The following is an 18875-nucleotide window of genomic DNA, read 5'->3' as shown; positions in this document are numbered from 1 at the left end:
CGAAGTATGCACCTTTGCGTGAGAATTAAATAATATTCCGCAAACCATTAACTAATCTTTCTATCCCTGCTTTGGCTGTATTTTCTTGTAATGCACCATAAGCAACTCGCAAATAGCAACCGTTTTCCATTCCAAAGGTTGTCCCAGGAATCACAGCAACTTTGTGTTCTTGAATTAATCTTTTCACCAACTCAAAAGCATTCATTTGAGTATGCACTTTTAAAAAGAAATAAAACGCACCATCTGCTTGGGCAATAGTACATAAACCTTGCAGATGATTCAGTGAGTCTATCACTAACTGACGTACTTGAGCGATCGCACCAATATTTTCCTTTAAATACTCATCTTTTGCCTGCAATGCACCTAAAGCAGCATACTGCGACACCACAGGCGGACAAATCAAAATTGTATCTTGAACTTTTTTAACAGCCACAAGTAGATGTTTGGGAATTACCATATAGCCAATGCGCCAACCCGCAAAACCATAAGCTTTAGAAAGGCTGTAGAGAGAAATTGTATAATCACTACTGCCAGCAAATGCTCCCGGTGAAATATGTTTGACACCGTTGTAGGTAAAATATTCGTAAGCCTCATCGCTGATATGGTAGATATGGCGATCGCGACAAATTTGATTGACTTGCCGTAATGCAGCTTCAGAATAAACTACCCCTGTGGGATTATTTGGGGAAATTGTCACAATAGCCTTTGTTTTTGGCGTAATTGCTGCGGCTAATGCTTCTGGACGCAATTGGTAATTTTCATCTGTTTCTACCAACACCACCCGACAACCCGCCATTGTAATAGCCATTTCATGATTGAAATAGTATGGCGTATTTAAAATAATTTCATCACCAGGCGAAGTAATTGCCAAAATCGCGTTCATAAACGCCATATTACTGCCGGCTGTCACGACAACACAGCTGTCATTATTAATTTCAATACAGTTAAAAGCTGACAATTTTGCTTTCAAAGCAGTTAATAAAGGCGGAATTCCCTCCACTGCTTGATAGAGATTATTTCTCGCTTCCCCTAAAAACTTCGGTAAAAGTTCAATTGCTTCTGGTGGTGGACTGTAGGAGACTACACCCTGTCCGAGAGAAATGGTTCCCGGAGAATTTTTAATCAGTTCCCCAACCACAGGAATTATCGGCGACTGAACCGCCTGCATCCGAGAAATCAATTTATCATCAGTCATTTGTGACTTCCTATCACCCCATCTCTCTCATCTTGACAGGTGTAGGTTCTTAAAGTTGATAGGTTTTGGAAAAACCAGAATGACGGATAAAGCGTTTGTGGAAAATCAGCGCCGCAAAATTCACCACCAAACAAGTAATTGCTAGAGACAACAATATATAAGTGGGAGCCATCACGACACCAACCACAAACCAACTATATACATGCAGTACCATCACTACAGCAGAAATAATGGCAATTCCTACAACTGGTTGCAATTGAGATATTGGTCTACGTAAGGCCGTCAAGATGATGGTTAATAATGTGGCAATTAAGTTAGCTGGTACAAGAAAGGCACAAATACCAACACAGTTAATACGGGAAAATTCGGCTAAGGTATGAAAATCGAGCATGTATAGTTATTTAGTTTAGTATTGACATTTTAAATAAACAAATTAAACATATTTTTATCTATTTCAACTAACACTAGCATCAACTTAAAGTAAATGCTCCGCAAATGTAACATAAATTAAACTGTACAAAATCTGATTAATTCTTAAGAAGTTTTGAAGTACTTAGAAACCCAACTTTTCAAATAAGTCGGGGTTCTCGTAAACTACTAGTGAAATGAGTTCAATATTACTAATCGTTAATATTAAAAAATAGAAATAATTGAGGTGGGGATAACCCACCTAAAGTCAATTACCCAGGCAAAATTACTGTATCAATGACATGAATCATGCCATTGTCAGCATCGATATCGGCTGCTAAGACAGTGGCGTTTTTGATTTCAAACCCGTCAGAACAATCTATTTTAATGATTGAGCCTTCTACCGAAGTAACTGTACCTAGTTTTGCTAAATCAGCCTGAGACAACTTCCCAGCCACGACGTGATATTTTAAAATTCTGGTCAACTGGGGAATATTCTGCACTAGAGTTTGGATTGTTCCTGGTGGTAACTTGGCAAAGGCATCATCAGTAGGTGCAAAGACTGTAAATGGCCCTGGACTTTTTAATGTTTCGACTAAACCAGCCGCTTGTACAGCAGTTACCAAGGTTTTAAAAGCGTCGTTACTAACCGCAATATCAACAATATCAGCCATATTTTTTACCTATTCACTGCTAAAAATTTTAAATTATATTAAAGCGATTTAATTTTTTTGACGAAAGCCGAAGTTATAAAATTACACTATCATAGGCAAAAGTCAATCTAATTAATAGATACTAATCAATAGTTATTAATTATCTTGGGAGCAGCAATGGGCGATCGCAAGTACGCCATCATAGGAACAGGTGCATTAGGTGGGTTTTACGGTGCAAAACTGCAACACGCGGGTTTAGATGTTCATTTTTTACTCAAAAGTGACTACGAACAAGTCCGCCAGCATGGTTTAATCATCGAATCGAAAGATGGCGACTTTACCTTACCCCAAGTTAACGCCTATAACGATGCGGACAAGATGCCACAATGTGATGTAGTTATAGTTGCACTCAAAACAATCCAAAATTATTTATTACCACAATTATTACCGCCTGTAATTAAAAATAATGGTGTGGTATTAGTATTACAAAATGGATTAGATATAGAACTAGAAATTGCCCAGATTGTGAGTAATGTCAACATTATTGGTGGCTTATGTTTTTTATGTTCCAATAAAGTCGGACAAGGACATATTCGTCACTTAGATTATGGACACATTTCTTTGGGTGAATACAGCCATAACTACGAAGCTGAGGGAATTACCAATAGAATGCAGCAAATTGCCAACGACTTTCAAAATGCTGGCATAGCAATAGAATTAACGGAAGATTTACTCTTAGCGCGTTGGCAAAAATTAGTCTGGAATATTCCCTACAATGGGTTATCTGTGGTTTTGAATGCTAGAACTGATGAATTAATGGCAAATTCATACACTCGTCAATTAGTTGAGCAATTAATGGATGAAGTAGCCGCAGGCGCAAAAAGTACCGGACGTATAATTGCTGATAGCTTCATTCAAAAAATGCTAGATTACACAGTCAAGATGAAGCCTTACCGCACCAGTATGAAAATTGACTATGACGAACAACGTCCTTTAGAAGTAGAAGCGATTATTGGGAATTCATTACGCAAAGCCCAAGCGGCAGGTGTATTTTTACCACAAATTAACTGCTTGTACAATCAGTTAAAGTTTTTAGATAGTAGAAATCAACGTTAATTCAACTTCTTGACTTAAAAATTAAAAAGGCAATATTTATTAAATAAATTACAAAATTTTTTCCTCAATATTGCCTGTTACTATTTAATTTAGGACTTACGCATAGCTTTCGGAAAATAAACCACAGAGACGCAGAGAGAAGTTGCGTGCGCGAGTTCACCGCATTGAGCAAACTTCGGTAGTTCACGGAGAAATGAGAGCTTGAGAGGTTTTTGCGTAAGTCCTAAAATTTTTGCAAGACCAAAATAGCGATCGCCTATATTCACATCTTCCACCTAACGACTGAAGTCGCGGCTACACAGACAAAACCCGCCTACGCGGGTTCAAAACCTTTAATTTTACCTTAGTCCGCGCAGGCGGACTTCGTTTGTTGAGCCGCGAATTCCATTCGTCGGGGCTAGGTGTAAGATATGTGTATATTCAATTTGCTAGTTAAAATCTCAAACCCACACCACCTTGCACAGCTACAGCTGCACCACCACCATCACGGTAAGCATCAAAAGCAATAATCGCGTTGCCAAAAATTACAGTATTGCTATTGGGAACAACGTAATCAACTCCTGGCTGTAAAGCAAAACTAATTTTATTTCCTACAGGAGAAGGACTATCACCACCAGTTAATACCAACCCTGCGCCTAAATAAGCATCTGTTTGCCAGTTGAGTGGCAAGTCATAAGATACGGTAGGGACAACAGCCGTATTCTGACCAATCAATGCTTGAGCGCGAAAAGAAACTGGTGCTTCTAAAAGTTTGTAACGAAAAGCCAGAACTCCGCCGATTTGAATACCATCAGTCAACCCAATAGTGGGGCCGACACCCACATAGCTACCATAAGCAACTTGAGCTTGGGCTGGTTGATAACCCATCAGCAAGCTGAAAACTGCACTAGCCGCTATCAATGAACTTAAATTAGGCAGATACTTCATCACCCGACTCCTCACACCATAATTGGGATGTTTTCTTGTGTCATTTGTTATTAGTGAGGAGGTAGGATTAAGTATTTTCCTGACTCCCCATCTAAATTTTACGGGCAACGGGGATGAATGCCACCTTGGGTACAAATATAAGCTAATTGCTTGGCATCTAAGTTTTTCGCTTGAGAAAAATCAACACCTTTGACCACAGCCGATACTGTACCAGTATCAGGTGTTTCCACAAATTGATCTGCGGGATCTTGTTTGCTGGGGGCAATAATTGTGTCTTTAAAATCTGCACCTGCAACGTTGGCACCACGTAAATCTGCAAAACTCAAATCAGCGTTACGTAAGTCAGCATTTTCTAATTGAGCAGAACGTAAAACTGCACCAGTTAAACGACTAGCACGAAGATTAGCATTGCTGAGATTGGCACGATCTAAATAAGCGCCAGATAAATCTGCACCTTGCCAATCAGTTTTGGTTAAGTTGGCAAATGATAATTGTGTACCGATCGCAATTACTCTACCTAACCGAGCCGCATAAAGATTAGCTTCGTTTAATTTAGCATCACCTAAATCTGCTCCAGTCAAGCTGGCATTTTCTAAAACTGCATTCCGCAAATCAGCCCCCACTAGTTGGGCGCTGCTGAGGTTAGCCCCAATTAAACGCGCACTTTCTAAATTAGCGCGGTTGAGAGTTGCCCGACTTAAATCGCTCCCAGTCAATAAAACCCGACTGAGGTTAGCATCGGTGAGATTGGCTTGTTTCATTTGTACTTGAGTTAAATCCGCGATCGCATCATCAAAAGTATCCCAGCGACCATCTTCACCCATACTCCGGAAACGACTACCCTTAAAACTTGCTTGGTTGAGATCAGCCGCTTTTAATTTCAGTCCTGACAAATCAATTTTTTCTAACACCAAATTAAACAAAGGACTGCCATTTGTACTGGTTTGGCTTAAAGTAGTGCGAGTCAAGTCAAGACCATTGATTTTGCCACTATAAACATTCAAAATCTTATTGATTGTTTGCTGGTTGAGTTGTAGCCGCTTTTGCCATGATTCGCGCTCTTGGGGTGCGGCTGATTGCAGTTCATTAGCAAGAAACTGATTCTTATTTTTTAATTCTGGGATGGCTGGAATACCTACAGTTGTTAAAGCTTGTTGAATCGAATCCAACAGTACAGGGTTGGTTTCATTCACCAACAAATCAGCCAAAAATTGCATAGATTGGATATCATTTAGACCACCCATCGCCAGAACTGCACTTTGGCGTTCTTCTAAACTAGTGCCAGAGTTGGGACTTAATTGTTTGACAAGTTCCAAAAACTTTTGGCTGTTAATTTGTGAAGTTTCTCGCTGAGTTTGCTGTTTTTGAATATAGACTTGAGTACCAATTAAAGCCGCTAGTACCGCACTCATACTTGCTAGGGTGACTGCAAACAAAGCGAGGTTGGAGTTTTGCCGCATCCGCCGCCACAATGTTGGCAATTTGGTGTCTGTGGCTGACATTGGTGCGAGACTGTTTTCGCTGGCTGCTTGGGCTTCTGGTTCACCAGTTTTCACTAATGCACTCCGCCTATTTTGACCTTTAGCATCAATAGCCTCTGTACCTGCTAACCAATCATGTAAAGCGCGACGACCTTGGCGGGAGGATAAAGCTACACTTTCGCCTAACACCATCAATACTGCCAAAAATGTAAACAGACCCAAATTCGGAAAGGCAAAACTATAGCGCCAGAGGATGTAAGCAATCGAAACTGGTACAGACAAGCGACCAACCCCTTCCCTAGCTATCGCTGCGCCTAAACCTGGGGCTTTACCTTGGTCATTCACCACCCGCACACCAAACCAGCGTTTTGGTAAAGTACTCCCGGTTTTTGCTAGTAAGTATAATTGCCACCAAGATAAAGTTACAGGTGCAATTAAAGCCAACATCCATAAATAATTAGTCGGCCAAGCAACATTAGGAATACCGTAACTGACAGGTAAAGCCAAAGGTTGTGCGATCGCCCTTTCTGTCACGACTAATATAGGATTCAGTGGTACACGGTTGAGATCACTCCTGGAATTGGCATAAGCTCCCAATCCAAAAGGAATTAACCCACTAGCCGCCACCAGCGTAATTTCTGCTGTCCAAGCCGCCAAACGTCTAGTTACTAACGGCAATGAATTAGTTTTTGTGGGTGCATTTGAATTACTAGGTTGACTATCATTTCTCCTCACAATTGGGGTCGCCATTGAATAATTCCCTTTAAATTTAATAGTTGTGCCATGAATGGCGTGATTAATATAGAGTGCTATTGCTTATTGGAAAAGCTACCAGCGACAAAAAATTTGTATCCAAGATACACTAACCCTGCCAACACTGCCAGACTAATTGCAGAGGTCACAAGTTTTAGTACTGCTTGCAACACCGCCAAACCCAATAGCACCGTGACACCCATAACTACCAACTTCCCCGTCCCAGATAAACTTTGAAACCAAAGTTGCGAACGAGTAAAATACTGTTTAAAGTTGAGAAAATAAGACTGAGATTGCTGTCTGTCCGCTGTTTTTTTTGCTTCTACACTCTCAGCATTAATCTCTGCTTCTAGCTTTTGTAGGCGTTGTTGCCAATCTTCTTCCGGTTGAGGATTCATAAATCTTGTCTACCTCTGCTAAAACACTTGTTCAACAGGTGAGCAATCACATCCGAAATTTTTCCGGTTGTGTTTGTGATTTTAACGAATGTTTGGTTTTTACAAGGCTGATAATGGCAGAAAATAGAAACTTCTGTCGCTATGTATGTATAAACTTAATGAGAATATCAGTCTAAAGTTTTTTACCATTAAGACAAATTCTTTGTCTATCCAAAATGAATGACTTCATCTCTTTTTCATATTTAGCCATATAGTCATCAAAAAAGAGCAATAAAATTTTATACTTCGTTTTAGGAACATTGAGGGATTGCGATCGTCTATTAATTCAGACTATTTATATCAATATCGCTCTACAAATAGTGGGGAGCATAAAAGAATATGAAAACTCTGAGACTATGGCAAATTGTTCCCATCACTGTTGTACTGAGTATGGGAATTATCCAGCCTAACTTGGCAGAAGCACCTTCAATTCCAATTCCCGCCAAACTCAAATCAGACCCTCTAGTTTTAACTGGCAAGTCTGGAGGGACTGTCCAAAGTAACTGCGGAAATATTTCTACTGTCCCTAGCCAAATTATTCAAGTCACAGAGTCAATGCCTTATATGAGGTTAACTGTTGACAGTCCTGGACAGCCAACATTACTCATTGATGGCCCTAGCGGACGCTTTTGCGTGTTAGCAGATAGCTACTCTCAAAGCAAACCAGAATTATCCGGTTACTGGCAAGCTGGCAAATACTCACTGTATATAGGTCAATTGTCCCAAGAGCAGCATAACTATACTCTTTCAATTTCGCAACAAAAAAAGCCTAAATAACAATCAGGACTTACGCACAAAGATTATCTGTGGAGACTGGGTGAAGGAGTGTAAGGGTTTTGGATACATATACCCCTCTACCCATATACCCATTTTTTATAGACAATTTGGTGAATCTATATATAGGACATCAGGTCTTTTTGCCTGTGGATTTTCGCCTTTCTTCCGCTTCTTGGCTGATTGTACCTGGGAACCCTTTCAATTTTGATAAAATATTGCTATAATGAATAATCGTGGAAACGGCGACATAGCCAAGTGGTAAGGCAGAGGTCTGCAAAACCTTTATCCCCCGGTTCAAATCCGGGTGTCGCCTTTTAAGAATATCAAGATTACGGGGCTTCCAAGCCCTTTTTTGTTTGGCGTTAAAGGTTTGATTTTCAAAGCCTTCAACCATTTTTGGGGTTATTTTGGGTAGTTTGGGGAAACAACTGGGGTAAAACTGGGGTAAAAATGTAAGGCAAAGGTTTTTACCCCAATCAAGATTTCTGGGGTAAAACTGGGGTAAAGTAAAGGGTAAAGGTGTTTACCCCAGTCAATTAGCTTATGGAATCTCAAAAATCTCAAAGTATTGCCCCTAGGCGTTCAGTGCAGATCAAGAACTCTAACGGCAGTCTCCAATTAGTTTTTTCCCACCCTATTATTACGCCGACGGGAGAGCTAAAAACCAAGCGTTTCTACCTTTCTACAGGACAATATGATACGCCTTTAGGAAGACATCAGGCATCGACTTTAGCAGCAAAAATCCAGAGGGATATTGATTACGGTGAGTTTGATGCCAGTTTGGTTAAGTACAAACCAGCAGCATCATTAACTACTGTTACCCCAATTACCTCAGTTCCACCTTCAGCTGCCCCTCAATTTGACTTGGGAGAATTATGGGAAAAATATACTGAGTTTAAAAAACCACAAATTAGCCCTTCGACTTACGCTGTTGATTATCGAAAGTACCGCAATCACATCGCTAGTTTACCAACTAAAAATTTGGATGATGCGATCGCAATTCGGGACTATTTGGTACAAAATCTTAGTGCTAATGCAGCTAAACGTACTCTGACAAATATTAATGCTTGCTGTGATTGGGCGCTTAATAGCCAACTGATTGAATCCAACCCCTTCCAAAATATGGCAAAAGATATTCAGACACCGAAGTCAGAATCGGTTGAATATGAAATCAATCCCTTCACTAGAGAAGAACGCGACATTATAATTACAGCTTTTGAGGAAAGTAAGCTCTACAGTTACTACGCTCCTTTAGTAAAATTTTTGTTTTTTACTGGTTGCAGACCATCAGAAGCGATCGCCCTTCAATGGAAGCATATCAGTGAGAGATACATCACATTTGAGCAAGCAATTACAATCAGTACTAAAGGATTAGCCCTCAAAAATGGATTAAAGACTCAAAATCAAAGACGTTTTCCGATTAATAGTCAGCAACGTGAAATTTTAGACTCCATCAAACCAGAAAATTGCAACCCAGATGACTTTATATTTAGAAGCAAAAAAGGTGGCATAGTAGACTTTGGAGATTTTCTCAATCATGCTTGGAAAGGTTACAAAAATCATCGTGGTACCCACATAGATGGAATCGTAACTCAACTTGTAAAACAGGGTGTAGTAAGCGAATATCGCAAACCTTACCAATGCAGACACACTTTTATTACTCTTTGCCTAGAAGCTGATATTGATGCGAAAGACGTAGGAAGGTGGGTGGGAAACTCTCCAGAAATTATTTACAAGCATTACGCAGGTAATAAACGTAACCTACAGGTACCAGAGATATAAGCTTAGTTCTATCGCCTCCCTTAGACTGAAACAACTACTCATGTTTTTTCCAGAACTTTCAAAACCAGATTTTTGTCAGGAACACAGCTTATAACTATTTGGTATTTACTATTAAAGTTCATAACGGTAGCGATAGAGCTAAAAATATTAGTAATATCAAAAATTAATGTTTTACATAGAGATGCCTATCTAAATCAAAGATTGTTATTTTTCTGCCAGCTTTTTTCTAAGACACAACTCAGCTTCCAACTGAGCAATAAGAATCTCAGCCTTCTTTAATTCCATTTCTAATTCGCTAATAGAAAGCCCTCCATTTTTGGTTCTTTCTAACTCCTCAATACGGCGCAGCCCTGCTTTATAAATAATAGAGTGTGAATTGTCAGTCCAATACTTTTGATAAGTTTGGGTATGTTCATCTAAAGTATGACCCATCCATTTTGCTAATTCATGGCTATCTAATCCTAATTCACGTCCCCGAATGGCATAGCGGTGTCGCAAGTCATAAGCTCGAAAGTTTATTCCTTTAGTTTTTAATCTCTCGCCAAATCGATCAGCAAATGTTCGGATTTTTGTCTGAAAAAGCTCTCTAGATTCATCTATATATTTTGTTTTGGGCTTAACGATGTCAAAATGCTCTACCCACTTATAGGGAAGTGGGTAGACCAATCTTGAACCTGTTTTGGTTCCTCCAGTAATTTTCTCATTAATATATATAGGAAAGTGTGGAGGTTGAAAGGATTTTTCATAGTCAATTGCTAATACCTCATGAGGTCTTAAACCGTAAGTAGCAATTACTGCAAATATCCAACCCCACGATTCTGCATTACCTTTATGTCTCTTATGACAAGATTCGCCCTCTAATTGAATTTTGTGCCAAGCATCGATAATTTCGCCATCATTTGGTAAAACTCTTTTTTCTGGTTTATAACCAGCAGTTAGACCTGATTCAAATTCATATTCAAATTTGAAACAAGCTAAAAAAACCTTAAGAGAAACTACTGTTCTATTTCTAGTAGAAGAACCAGCTTCAGTTGAATAAATTGCTTTATCAATATCTTCTTTGGATAAGTAAAAGTCAAAATTATCTTTGAATTGGAAGGCACGAATAATAAATTGTCGATATTGAGAAAAACTATCTTGAGATTTTCGTCCTTTTTTACGTTTGAGAAAATATTTTTTCTCAAAAACCTCTAACATTTCCTTAAAAGTTAGTTTTTTGTCTGGCTCATCATCCTTAATACTAGTTGAACTTTTAGCAGGTAATTGATACTTATCTAAAGTCACATCAAAATTATCATAATCAATATCTCTTTGAATTTCCTGTAGTTTAGCTTCTGCTATAGTCCAGTTTTCTGTTGTATCAATCAATCCCAAGGTTAAGTATTTTTGTTTACCAGCATAAAGATGTCTAGGCATTTGTATACGTAGATATTTGCCATTTACTTGAATGTTAGCTGTGCCTTTAGATGCACGAGAAGTATGATTGACTGATTTGGATTTTTTCATATAGTCTCAAAAATTGAGTAAATAAATTGGATTATTGATAATCACTCTGGCTTTCTCACCTAGCTTGCTTGATTCGCTTGTAAGCTAACTTTCATAATTGAGTAATTCAGCTTGTAGTTCCGCAATGCGCTGATTCGCTTTTGTTAATAAGGTTTCTAGTTCGCTATAAGAGAGACTTTGATCCGAGATTGTTTCTAATTCCTGCTGACGACTTAGCATTTTTTCATAAATTATGGTATGTGAATTATCAGACCAGTATCTTTGGTAAGTTTCTGTATGTTCTTTAAGACTATGCCCCATCCATTTGGCTAAATCATCGACTTTATACCCCAATTCTCTTCCTCTAATTGCATACCTATGGCGCAAATCATACGGTCTAAAGCCTACATTTTTAAATCGCATTCTTTCAGCAAACCGATCTGAAAATTTATCTAAATTTGCTAGAAAAGGATCTTTGTATTTATCCAAATATTGAGTTTTGGGATTAGCAATATCAAAAAGCTCTACCCATTGAAATGGGAGTGGGTATACAACCCTGGAACCAGTCTTGGTTCCCCCTATAATATCTTCATTAATATATAAACGGTAATCAGTATCTGCTTGAAAAGACTTCTCATAATCTATTGCTAATACTTCATGAGGTCTTAAACCGTAAGTAGCAATCACTGCCATGCTCCAACCCCAAGACTCTCCATTACCTTTATGACTGCAAGAAGACTTTTCAATTTGGATTTTCTGCCATCCTTCTATAATTTCTGCATCTGTTGGTAAGTTCCTCTCTTGTGGTTGGTAGCCCTTAGCTATACCCGATTCAAATTCATAATCAAACTTGAAACACTTGAAGAATACTCTTAAAGAAGATACTGTATCTTTTCTTAAATGAGTGCCAGCATCAGTTAACTCTATTGCTTGGTCAATATATTTCTTAGTTAAGCAAAAGTTGAAATCCTTTTTAAAGTTGAAAGCTCTAGTGACTACTTCTTGGTGATGATTAAACGTACGTTGAGATTGTTTAGTTTTTTTACGTGTCCAAAAATATCTAATTTCAAAATCTGCCAACATTTGTTTGAGAATAAGTTGTTCAACCTGTTCCTTATCCTGAGTCTCGGCAGTATTTACTTGATTTTTTGAACCAGGTAGATATTTGTTGAGGGTAGTGTCAAATTCGTTGTAATCAATATCCCGTTGAATTTCTAATAGTTTTGCTTCGGCTCTAGTCCAATTGCTTTTAGTATCAGCTAATCCCAAGCTCAGATACTTGCGCTCACCTGAATACAGATGTTTAGGTAGGACAATACGCAGATGTCCACCGTTTGATTCAATCCGAGCTTTACCTACAGTTGATGAATCAGATTGATTTCGCCTAGAAGTACGTTTTTTCAATGGTTTGAGCCTTTGTATTCAAATTGTAGCTACAAGCAACTAATCAATTAAAAACTTCTACAAACAATAAGTATATTTACTCAAAATTTTTACGGTATACCAGTGAATTCAACTGATGAGTTAGCTGCTTAATTTTAAATTATAACAGTCAGTAGAGTCCATTTGGTAATCAGGAAAATACGTAAAAATTCTTGTTTTATAGTAGTTTCAGGTATCTAAAGTATTGGATTTTTTATTTTTGTATTCAATTTGTAGCAGACTGTGGCAAATTTTAGGTTATTTTCACTGGTATACGTGTGAAAAGTTCGATTAATAGGCTTTTTGGGCAAAATGACTTTAATAAAACTGTGTATTCAATTTGTAGCGAATCAATTGTTGACCGATGAAAAATAACAAATTAGACAATCTTAAACACTTTGAGCCAATGGGAAATGAGGCACTGGCTAAGACACCTCTGTGTGTGAAGGTTTCCCCAAAAGTGGATCTAGCTATTAAGGCACTGCCGGACAAGTCCGCTTGGTTACGAAGGGTAATTACAGAAGCTGCTGTTAAAGAAGGTATTTGCTCAGAACAATCCTGAGAATTATTACTAGTTCATTGGGAACATATAGAGCGAGAATTATTTAACCGTAGCGACAAATAATTCCTCGCTCTACAAAATCACAATGATTGACCTGGCTTCTCTATACTGGCTTACGTTGCTTGCACAGTTTTGTACCGCCGGAGTCAGGAGGCTAACCTCCTGGCTTTGGCATCCAACTACCTATGACTCCTCTACATAGCGTGCAAAGAACTCCCAAATCTTTAATCCCAGTCCGTGAGCCAGCTTCTCGACATTTTCGAGTGTTGGGCTACGTTCGGCTCGTTCTATAAGCGATATATATGTGCGATCAAGATTACTGATTTCAGCTAACTGTTCTTGGGTTAAATCTAGTTCTCGCCGTCGTCGTCGCACAGCTTTAGCAAACCGAGTTTTAATGTTTTGGCTATCGTTTAATTGGATCACGACACTATCATCAGTCAGTGCTGACAAAGCGTCTACGGACAAGTCGCCGCATTTTGCAAACAAAACGTCTAATATGATAATATTTCTGATAAACGAGCCAGCCTATTAAGTACTTACAAGTAATAAAATGCCCAGCCGTATCAATAATATTTTTGGCTTTGCCGAGGTATTTAGGCGCTTTCGTCCCAAACGGCTAAAGCAACATCTGGGCACTTTACTATTTGCATCTCCTTTACTAAATAAGTTTCTGAAAAAGCAATACAAAGAGAAGCATATGTGATACGTACACAAGATAATCAAAAAGCCAGATTGTTGTAATAGTTACTCAGTGTTTCGTGTCTTACATGGAAATTGATCCTGTAACTGGAGGAATTATGAAAGAAAAGTATTTGTCAGAAAAAGAAGAGTTGGAATGCAATATAACAATTGCTTCTATAATCAAATGCAATAGTCAACTAGAGTATTTACTCTGGCATTTAAAATACAATGTTTTAAAAAATGATACGAAAAAATCGATTAAACATGGTTCTTTTACTCAAATTTGTACTCAATTATATAAAGAAAATAAGATTAGTTTAGCTCCTACTACATGCTATGAAATTGCCTGGGCTTACGAGGAGAAAAGAATTATCAAGGACGTAATAAAAATAGATATTACTGGTATTAAAATCTCGGTCAATGCACGATTGGAGTTAAGAAAGGAGACGGATATCAAAAGAAAAGAAAAAATCTTTAGAATTGCCTTGTCTAATGCGGCTCGAAAAAACAATATTACCCACCAAGATATTAAAAATGCCCGGTTTCAACTTGAGCAACAGTCTCTTAATACAGGCGAAATGGTATTAATACAAAGTAAGAAAAAAACTCAAAATGGCAGTTCAAAATCTCCTCAAAATCATGAAGATGTTGGTGTAATTTCTTGTGCTGATGAGGTTGTTAACAATCAAGGCGTTCCATTCTATCCCAATAAACCAATTTATACTTGGCAGGGAATGCGGTTTCGCTCAAAAGCCGAAGTTCAAATAGCAAAAGCTCTTGACCGTGTTAATGTCTTGTTTCTTCCCAACTGTTTAGCCCGTCTTACCGATCCTAGAAAAACTGGTAACAGAGGGAATATGGAAGCAGATTTTTTTGTTTTATATGAAGGAAAGTGGGGCATTCTTGAAGTGGATGGCCCTTCTCACAAACCAGAAAGCCGAGTGAATGAGCAGGAGCGAGACCGCCTTTTCCAGCATAATGGAATAGGGATAATTCAACGTTTTACTCACTCGAAATGCGAGCAACATCCAGATGATGTTGTTGAGGAATTTTTGCAAATAATTAAGAAGATAGGTTAACAATAGGGTGCTAAGTGCTAAATAGGTCTTGGCAACTTTTGGTGATCTAGGTTGGGGTAAGGCCGAAGCCAATACATCTGAGTTTGCAGACTGGGCAGGGGCTGCACTGCCGGATAAGTCCGCTTGGTTACGAAGGGTAATTACAGAAGCTGCTTTTAAAGAAGGTAGTTGCTCAGAAGAATCCTGAAAATCAATACTGGTTGCTTACTAAAGTTAGTTTCTAAGCAAGACACCGTGAGTAACCTTTGTTTCAAAAAATAGGGCTGTAGTAATACAGCCCCAGTAAAGAGTTAGAGTTACTGCACCACAATCGGTCTGTTTAAAATGCTCATGACTTCACCAGGATTAGGGCTGGGTAGTAAGGGACTCCAATCACCAACATCTGCATAGCCAATAACTTGGAAATGATAAATTGTGCTGGTTACAGCTTTAGAAGAACCAATTAAAATATGTTTTAGTGGTTCTTTACCTTGCACAATCTGAACTTCGTTGGAACTATTAGTTGCTGCATTCGTTTCTTCGATGCTGGATAAAAAGCTTTGGGTAATCATAATTCACCTATGTGAGGTGGAAATGGCTATGACACACAATAAAGCTCGTGTTGTCACCATGACAACTAAATAATGCACTGATGACAACTAATCATTACATTCCTTGTCTTGTTTGCGCCGTCGTTTTCTTGCCCATATCTCTCGAAGGTGGGCAGGTTCATTTTCAAATTGAATCCACAGAGCATGAATTTCAGCTAATCGCCGTTTGTCAGATGCTGAAGGTTCCCTACGATGCTCACCTTGGGAAAACCAATGCGCTACCGTGCTTTTAGAACGACCACACAATTCGGCAAGTTCTTCGTAGTTGACTGCCCAGTGTTTTAGGAACTCTTCAGGCTCCATTTTGATAGCAACCCTAGCTTTGTAAACCTCAAACACTTCCCAGTGTCGTCTAGTGGGCGTTTTGGCTGCAATCATATCGATTATTTTAAGAATGCACGGATGACAACATATAAGGTTATCATACCGGAAATAAGCGATCGCAGATTCAATTGTCCCAGAACTAGATTTGATAACTGTTTTAGGCAGATGCTAATGCCCAGTGCTAATACCAATTCACAAAATTACTGATATACATCACGCCTCTGTAACTTTGCTTCTGTTCGCCGAGCGAAGTCGAGGCGTTGCTTGCATATCTGGATCATTTTTAAAGTGAAATAGTATAACATTCCAAATTTATAAATTACGTAGCTTGTCATGTCTACTCAATAAGTAGAGACATATAGGACTAATATTTGATTTTTGAAAAAGCTCCGTACATCTGAAGAGTGGGAAAATCAAAGGTAGTGTGACGGATAAACCATTCAAACATCCATTTTAAATGAGAAAATGAAGGGAGCAAAGCACAAAAACGTCGAACCCAGGTTTTGGCTTGCAACCAAACATCCTCAATAGGGTTTTGTGTTGGACAATTAGGAGCAAAACGAACGCAGTGTATTTTCCACTGGTCAGTTGAAAGTCCTTTATTCAGTTCATCCAAAAAATTCTTAATTTCTTGAGAACGATGGTAACTAGCACCATCCCAAAAAATTAATAATTGCTGATTAGGAGACTCATCTAGCAAATAACGTAGATAATCAATCGTATTTTGGGAATTTCCAGCATCATAAGTTTTAAGTATTAATTCTCCTTGAAGATAGTCAATGGCTCCATAATATGTTTGTTTCTCTCGTTCATTGACCACCGGAACCATAATTTCTTGGTCTGTTTTACCCCATATATAACCACTTAAGTCTCCCCACATTAAATGACATTCATCAATCAGTAGCACTCTTAATTTACCTGTTTCAATTTCGCTCCGGTTGTTTTCCAACAATGTTTCAATCTCTTTTTTTTTGCATCAACAGCATCTGGGTCGGCTTTTGGGTTAACTTTCGTGTTTTTTTTCCAACTTATTCCTGCTGCTTTAAACAAATCGTAGTAACTTTTTTTCGTTTCGTAAACTACATCGTATTCAAAAGCTAGTTTATACTCTAATTCTCCTATTTCCCAATAATCCTTTGTTTGAAGCCAACTCAATACTTCCTCTCGCTGCTCATTACTCAAATAGCTTTTTCTTCCTTTATAATTTAGTCTTAGACCATCAACACCATTCTCCTCATATACTTGTTTCCAACCTGTTATTGAACCAAGTGAAACACCAAGAATTTTCTTGATTTCCTCATATAAGTAACCTTGATAAACCAGCTTTACTGCTAATCCTTTTCTCGCTTCACGGGCATTTATATTTTGAACTATAAATTCCTCTAGTTCAGCGATCGCCTGCTGCAAGTGCTGATTCAGCATTGTTCTTCCTTATACTTATTACCTGTCTCCGTATTATCTCTTGTTTTTTTTCAAAAATCAAATATGATTCCTATAACAGTCATAGTAATAGTGCAAATAATCAACAATCTAAAGCTGGACGTAGATTAGATAGCCAAACTTTATTAACAGCCTATCTCAAGGGAAGACGAGATTTCGCCTTACACAATTTAAACTTTCTCAACCTCCAAGGTAGTGAGTTGTCAGAAACCAATTTTCATTCGGCTCAACTACAAAGTACTAATCTTCAAGGTGCAAATCTTCATAACAGTGATTTTGGTAGGGCTAGCCTCACCCGCGCCAATCTCAGAGATGCAAATTTAAGCAAAGCTTATTTCAACCATGCTGATTTAGAAGGAGCAGACTTACGGGGTGCTGATCTCAGCTATGCCCATCTGAGTAACGCTAATCTTAGAGGCGCTAATTTATGTGGTGCTAATCTGACTGGTGCCAAAATTTTAGATGAGCAATTAGCTCTAGCCAAAACTAATTGGATGACAGTACGCCCGAATGGTAAACGTGGTTTATTGTAATTCCAGATAAAAAGGAACAGGGAAATCCTCATAAATAAATTTGAATAACTCAAATTAAAAATTAAGTATTGATACTCAATACTTAATTTTTGCTTTTGTATTAATTCTGAAATTAATCCTATAGATTTAATCTTTCTAATATTACTTAAGAAATACTTAAATTATTCTTAATAATTAGTATCTGTTAAAATAAGACTACAGTAATTTACAATATAGAACGAAATAAAACAATTTTTTAAAAAAACTAAAGCTGCATGATATTTAGACTAAGTACCAAAATATAAGTAGGAATTCTTAGTCAAAATCATCCAACTCAATTCTCGGAAGTTGCTAAATTTTTAAAATAGCAGCAAAAACTCAAAAAGCCACTGTTCCTGATTGTAGGCTGAGAAAAAAGTTCATGACCGACATCAGTAAATCAAATCTATTCACACTACAAACTTCAGCTAAAATTGCTGAGTTCCAGAGTAAAGAAATAGAAAGAAGACTAAGTTTATATCAAGTATTTGTCAAGTTATACGAACACCATAGTGGACTTCTAGATGAAATTCTTCAGATGGAAGGCCGATCATTGCCTGGTGTAACAGGGTTAAATGTAAGTTATGTGCAGGGTGTAGTAGATGATGAGCAGGTTTACTTGGTAACTAATTTGGCTGAAAATCAAACCCAAACTTTACTACAACCGCAGCGAATTTGGACAATTGGACGCGATCGCCACTGTGGTATCTGTATTAATGATAAATACTTATCACGTCGCCATGCTGCCATCCAATATGATGAAGACGAATTTTACTTAGTCGATTTTAAAAGTACAAATGGTTGCTTTGTAAATGGCGAACGAGTCTATGAAACAATTAAACTCAAAGAAGGCGATCGCATTCGGATCGGTAGTCTGAGTTTTTATTTTTTCTATAATCAGACTTCTCGCGTTTTACCGACAGTAGCTATTGAGTTACTGATGCAGCTTTCATCTCGCAAAAACTGCAACTTAGATGATACTTTAAGTCACGTTGCACCAGGAAAATACTTACATGAAATTACTGATACTGATAAGGCTATTCCATTTACCAAAAACTTTGGACTAGACTATCAAAATAGCAATGATGGTTTTAGTACAGAACAAAAATCAGAAATTTTAGATAGATTTTTCAGCAGAGTTACGCCTTCTTAGGTATGAATAGAGTTTAAGATTTTCAAATTTGATTTCTGCAATTAGTGGCGAAAAGA

The 18875-nt window shown here is 38.0% G+C and carries 18 protein-coding genes, 1 tRNA gene and 2 pseudogenes; 9 read left to right on the top strand and 12 right to left on the bottom strand.

What is annotated here, in order from left to right; all coding sequences use genetic code 11:
- Window positions 1–25 precede the first annotated feature (25 nt).
- From ACX27_RS15020 to ACX27_RS15010, 3 genes are all read right to left on the bottom strand, one after another.
- Window positions 26–1195, bottom strand: coding sequence for a pyridoxal phosphate-dependent aminotransferase (locus tag ACX27_RS15020; protein ID WP_062293911.1), 1170 nt, complete (start codon window positions 1193–1195; stop codon window positions 26–28).
- 49 nt (window positions 1196–1244) lie between these two features.
- The gene (locus tag ACX27_RS15015) at window positions 1245–1586 is read right to left on the bottom strand and encodes a hypothetical protein (protein ID WP_062293908.1); all 342 of its coding nucleotides are present in this window, start codon (window positions 1584–1586) and stop codon (window positions 1245–1247) included.
- A 289-nt stretch (window positions 1587–1875) separates the two neighbouring features.
- On the bottom strand, window positions 1876–2277 hold the full coding sequence (locus ACX27_RS15010) for a fasciclin domain-containing protein (protein WP_062293905.1): 402 nt from the start codon (window positions 2275–2277) through the stop codon (window positions 1876–1878).
- A gap of 156 nt (window positions 2278–2433) precedes the next feature.
- Here ACX27_RS15010 and ACX27_RS15005 point away from each other — a divergent pair, with 156 nt between their 5' ends.
- The gene (locus ACX27_RS15005) at window positions 2434–3372 is read left to right on the top strand and encodes a putative 2-dehydropantoate 2-reductase (RefSeq protein WP_062293902.1); all 939 of its coding nucleotides are present in this window, start codon (window positions 2434–2436) and stop codon (window positions 3370–3372) included.
- A 432-nt stretch (window positions 3373–3804) separates the two neighbouring features.
- Here ACX27_RS15005 and ACX27_RS15000 read toward each other — a convergent pair whose 3' ends face one another.
- The 3 genes from ACX27_RS15000 to ACX27_RS14990 all read right to left on the bottom strand — a co-directional run bounded on the left by ACX27_RS15000 (window position 3805) and on the right by ACX27_RS14990 (window position 6931).
- On the bottom strand, window positions 3805–4299 hold the full coding sequence (locus ACX27_RS15000; RefSeq protein WP_062293899.1) for a hypothetical protein: 495 nt from the start codon (window positions 4297–4299) through the stop codon (window positions 3805–3807).
- 98 nt (window positions 4300–4397) lie between these two features.
- Window positions 4398–6530: a pentapeptide repeat-containing protein gene (locus ACX27_RS14995; protein WP_062293895.1), complete on the bottom strand. Its 2133-nt coding sequence runs from the start codon at window positions 6528–6530 to the stop codon at window positions 4398–4400.
- Window positions 6531–6589: 59 nt separating this feature from the next.
- Window positions 6590–6931, bottom strand: coding sequence for a hypothetical protein (locus tag ACX27_RS14990; RefSeq protein WP_062293892.1), 342 nt, complete (start codon window positions 6929–6931; stop codon window positions 6590–6592).
- Window positions 6932–7309: 378 nt separating this feature from the next.
- Between ACX27_RS14990 and ACX27_RS14985 the strand changes: the two genes are divergently transcribed.
- The 3 genes from ACX27_RS14985 to ACX27_RS14975 all read left to right on the top strand — a co-directional run bounded on the left by ACX27_RS14985 (window position 7310) and on the right by ACX27_RS14975 (window position 9529).
- Window positions 7310–7747: a hypothetical protein gene (locus ACX27_RS14985; protein ID WP_062293890.1), complete on the top strand. Its 438-nt coding sequence runs from the start codon at window positions 7310–7312 to the stop codon at window positions 7745–7747.
- 241 nt (window positions 7748–7988) lie between these two features.
- Window positions 7989–8060, top strand: a tRNA-Cys gene (locus ACX27_RS14980).
- A 230-nt stretch (window positions 8061–8290) separates the two neighbouring features.
- Window positions 8291–9529: a site-specific integrase gene (locus tag ACX27_RS14975; protein WP_062293886.1), complete on the top strand. Its 1239-nt coding sequence runs from the start codon at window positions 8291–8293 to the stop codon at window positions 9527–9529.
- A 204-nt stretch (window positions 9530–9733) separates the two neighbouring features.
- Here the strand turns inward: ACX27_RS14975 and ACX27_RS14970 are convergent, their stop codons facing one another.
- Both ACX27_RS14970 and ACX27_RS14965 read right to left on the bottom strand, forming a co-directional pair.
- Window positions 9734–11035: an Arm DNA-binding domain-containing protein gene (locus tag ACX27_RS14970; protein WP_062293882.1), complete on the bottom strand. Its 1302-nt coding sequence runs from the start codon at window positions 11033–11035 to the stop codon at window positions 9734–9736.
- An 84-nt stretch (window positions 11036–11119) separates the two neighbouring features.
- A complete protein-coding gene (locus ACX27_RS14965; protein ID WP_062293879.1) occupies window positions 11120–12418 on the bottom strand; it encodes an Arm DNA-binding domain-containing protein in 1299 nt (432 codons plus the stop codon).
- A gap of 382 nt (window positions 12419–12800) precedes the next feature.
- Between ACX27_RS14965 and ACX27_RS14960 the strand changes: the two genes are divergently transcribed.
- A complete protein-coding gene (locus tag ACX27_RS14960) occupies window positions 12801–12998 on the top strand; it encodes a hypothetical protein (RefSeq protein ID WP_062293875.1) in 198 nt (65 codons plus the stop codon).
- Window positions 12999–13181: 183 nt separating this feature from the next.
- Here the strand turns inward: ACX27_RS14960 and ACX27_RS14955 are convergent, their stop codons facing one another.
- The gene (locus ACX27_RS14955; RefSeq protein WP_235526645.1) at window positions 13182–13487 is read right to left on the bottom strand and encodes a helix-turn-helix domain-containing protein; all 306 of its coding nucleotides are present in this window, start codon (window positions 13485–13487) and stop codon (window positions 13182–13184) included.
- A gap of 281 nt (window positions 13488–13768) precedes the next feature.
- Between ACX27_RS14955 and ACX27_RS33885 the strand changes: the two genes are divergently transcribed.
- Both ACX27_RS33885 and ACX27_RS32430 read left to right on the top strand, forming a co-directional pair.
- Window positions 13769–14761, top strand: a complete 993-nt coding sequence (locus ACX27_RS33885) for an endonuclease domain-containing protein (RefSeq protein WP_235526644.1) — start codon at window positions 13769–13771, stop codon at window positions 14759–14761.
- Between the two features lie 28 nt (window positions 14762–14789).
- Window positions 14790–14948 (top strand): hypothetical protein, encoded by a 159-nt coding sequence (locus tag ACX27_RS32430; protein WP_158507387.1) that lies wholly within the window; start codon window positions 14790–14792, stop codon window positions 14946–14948.
- Between the two features lie 109 nt (window positions 14949–15057).
- Here the strand turns inward: ACX27_RS32430 and ACX27_RS14945 are convergent, their stop codons facing one another.
- The 3 genes and pseudogenes from ACX27_RS14945 to ACX27_RS31750 form a co-directional block, all read right to left on the bottom strand.
- Entirely contained in the window at window positions 15058–15312 is a 255-nt protein-coding gene (locus ACX27_RS14945) for a hypothetical protein (RefSeq protein WP_062293873.1), read from the bottom strand.
- A gap of 87 nt (window positions 15313–15399) precedes the next feature.
- On the bottom strand, window positions 15400–15729 hold the full coding sequence (locus ACX27_RS14940; protein WP_200929949.1) for a hypothetical protein: 330 nt from the start codon (window positions 15727–15729) through the stop codon (window positions 15400–15402).
- 310 nt (window positions 15730–16039) lie between these two features.
- Window positions 16040–17073: pseudogene (locus ACX27_RS31750) on the bottom strand (IS630 family transposase); the annotation flags it as partial.
- Window positions 17074–17198: 125 nt separating this feature from the next.
- Here ACX27_RS31750 and ACX27_RS14925 point away from each other — a divergent pair.
- Window positions 17199–17648, top strand: a pseudogene (locus ACX27_RS14925) (pentapeptide repeat-containing protein); the annotation flags it as partial.
- A 400-nt stretch (window positions 17649–18048) separates the two neighbouring features.
- Complete coding sequence (locus ACX27_RS14920; protein WP_062293859.1) at window positions 18049–18819, top strand: FHA domain-containing protein; 771 nt, start codon at window positions 18049–18051, stop codon at window positions 18817–18819.
- Window positions 18820–18875 lie beyond the last annotated feature (56 nt).

Source organism: Nostoc piscinale CENA21 (assembly GCF_001298445.1).
In the GTDB taxonomy this organism is placed as follows: Bacteria; Cyanobacteriota; Cyanobacteriia; order Cyanobacteriales; family Nostocaceae; genus Nostoc_B; species Nostoc_B piscinale_A.
Note: the sequence above shows the minus strand (reverse complement) of the source record. Positions and strands in the feature narration are given on the sequence as shown.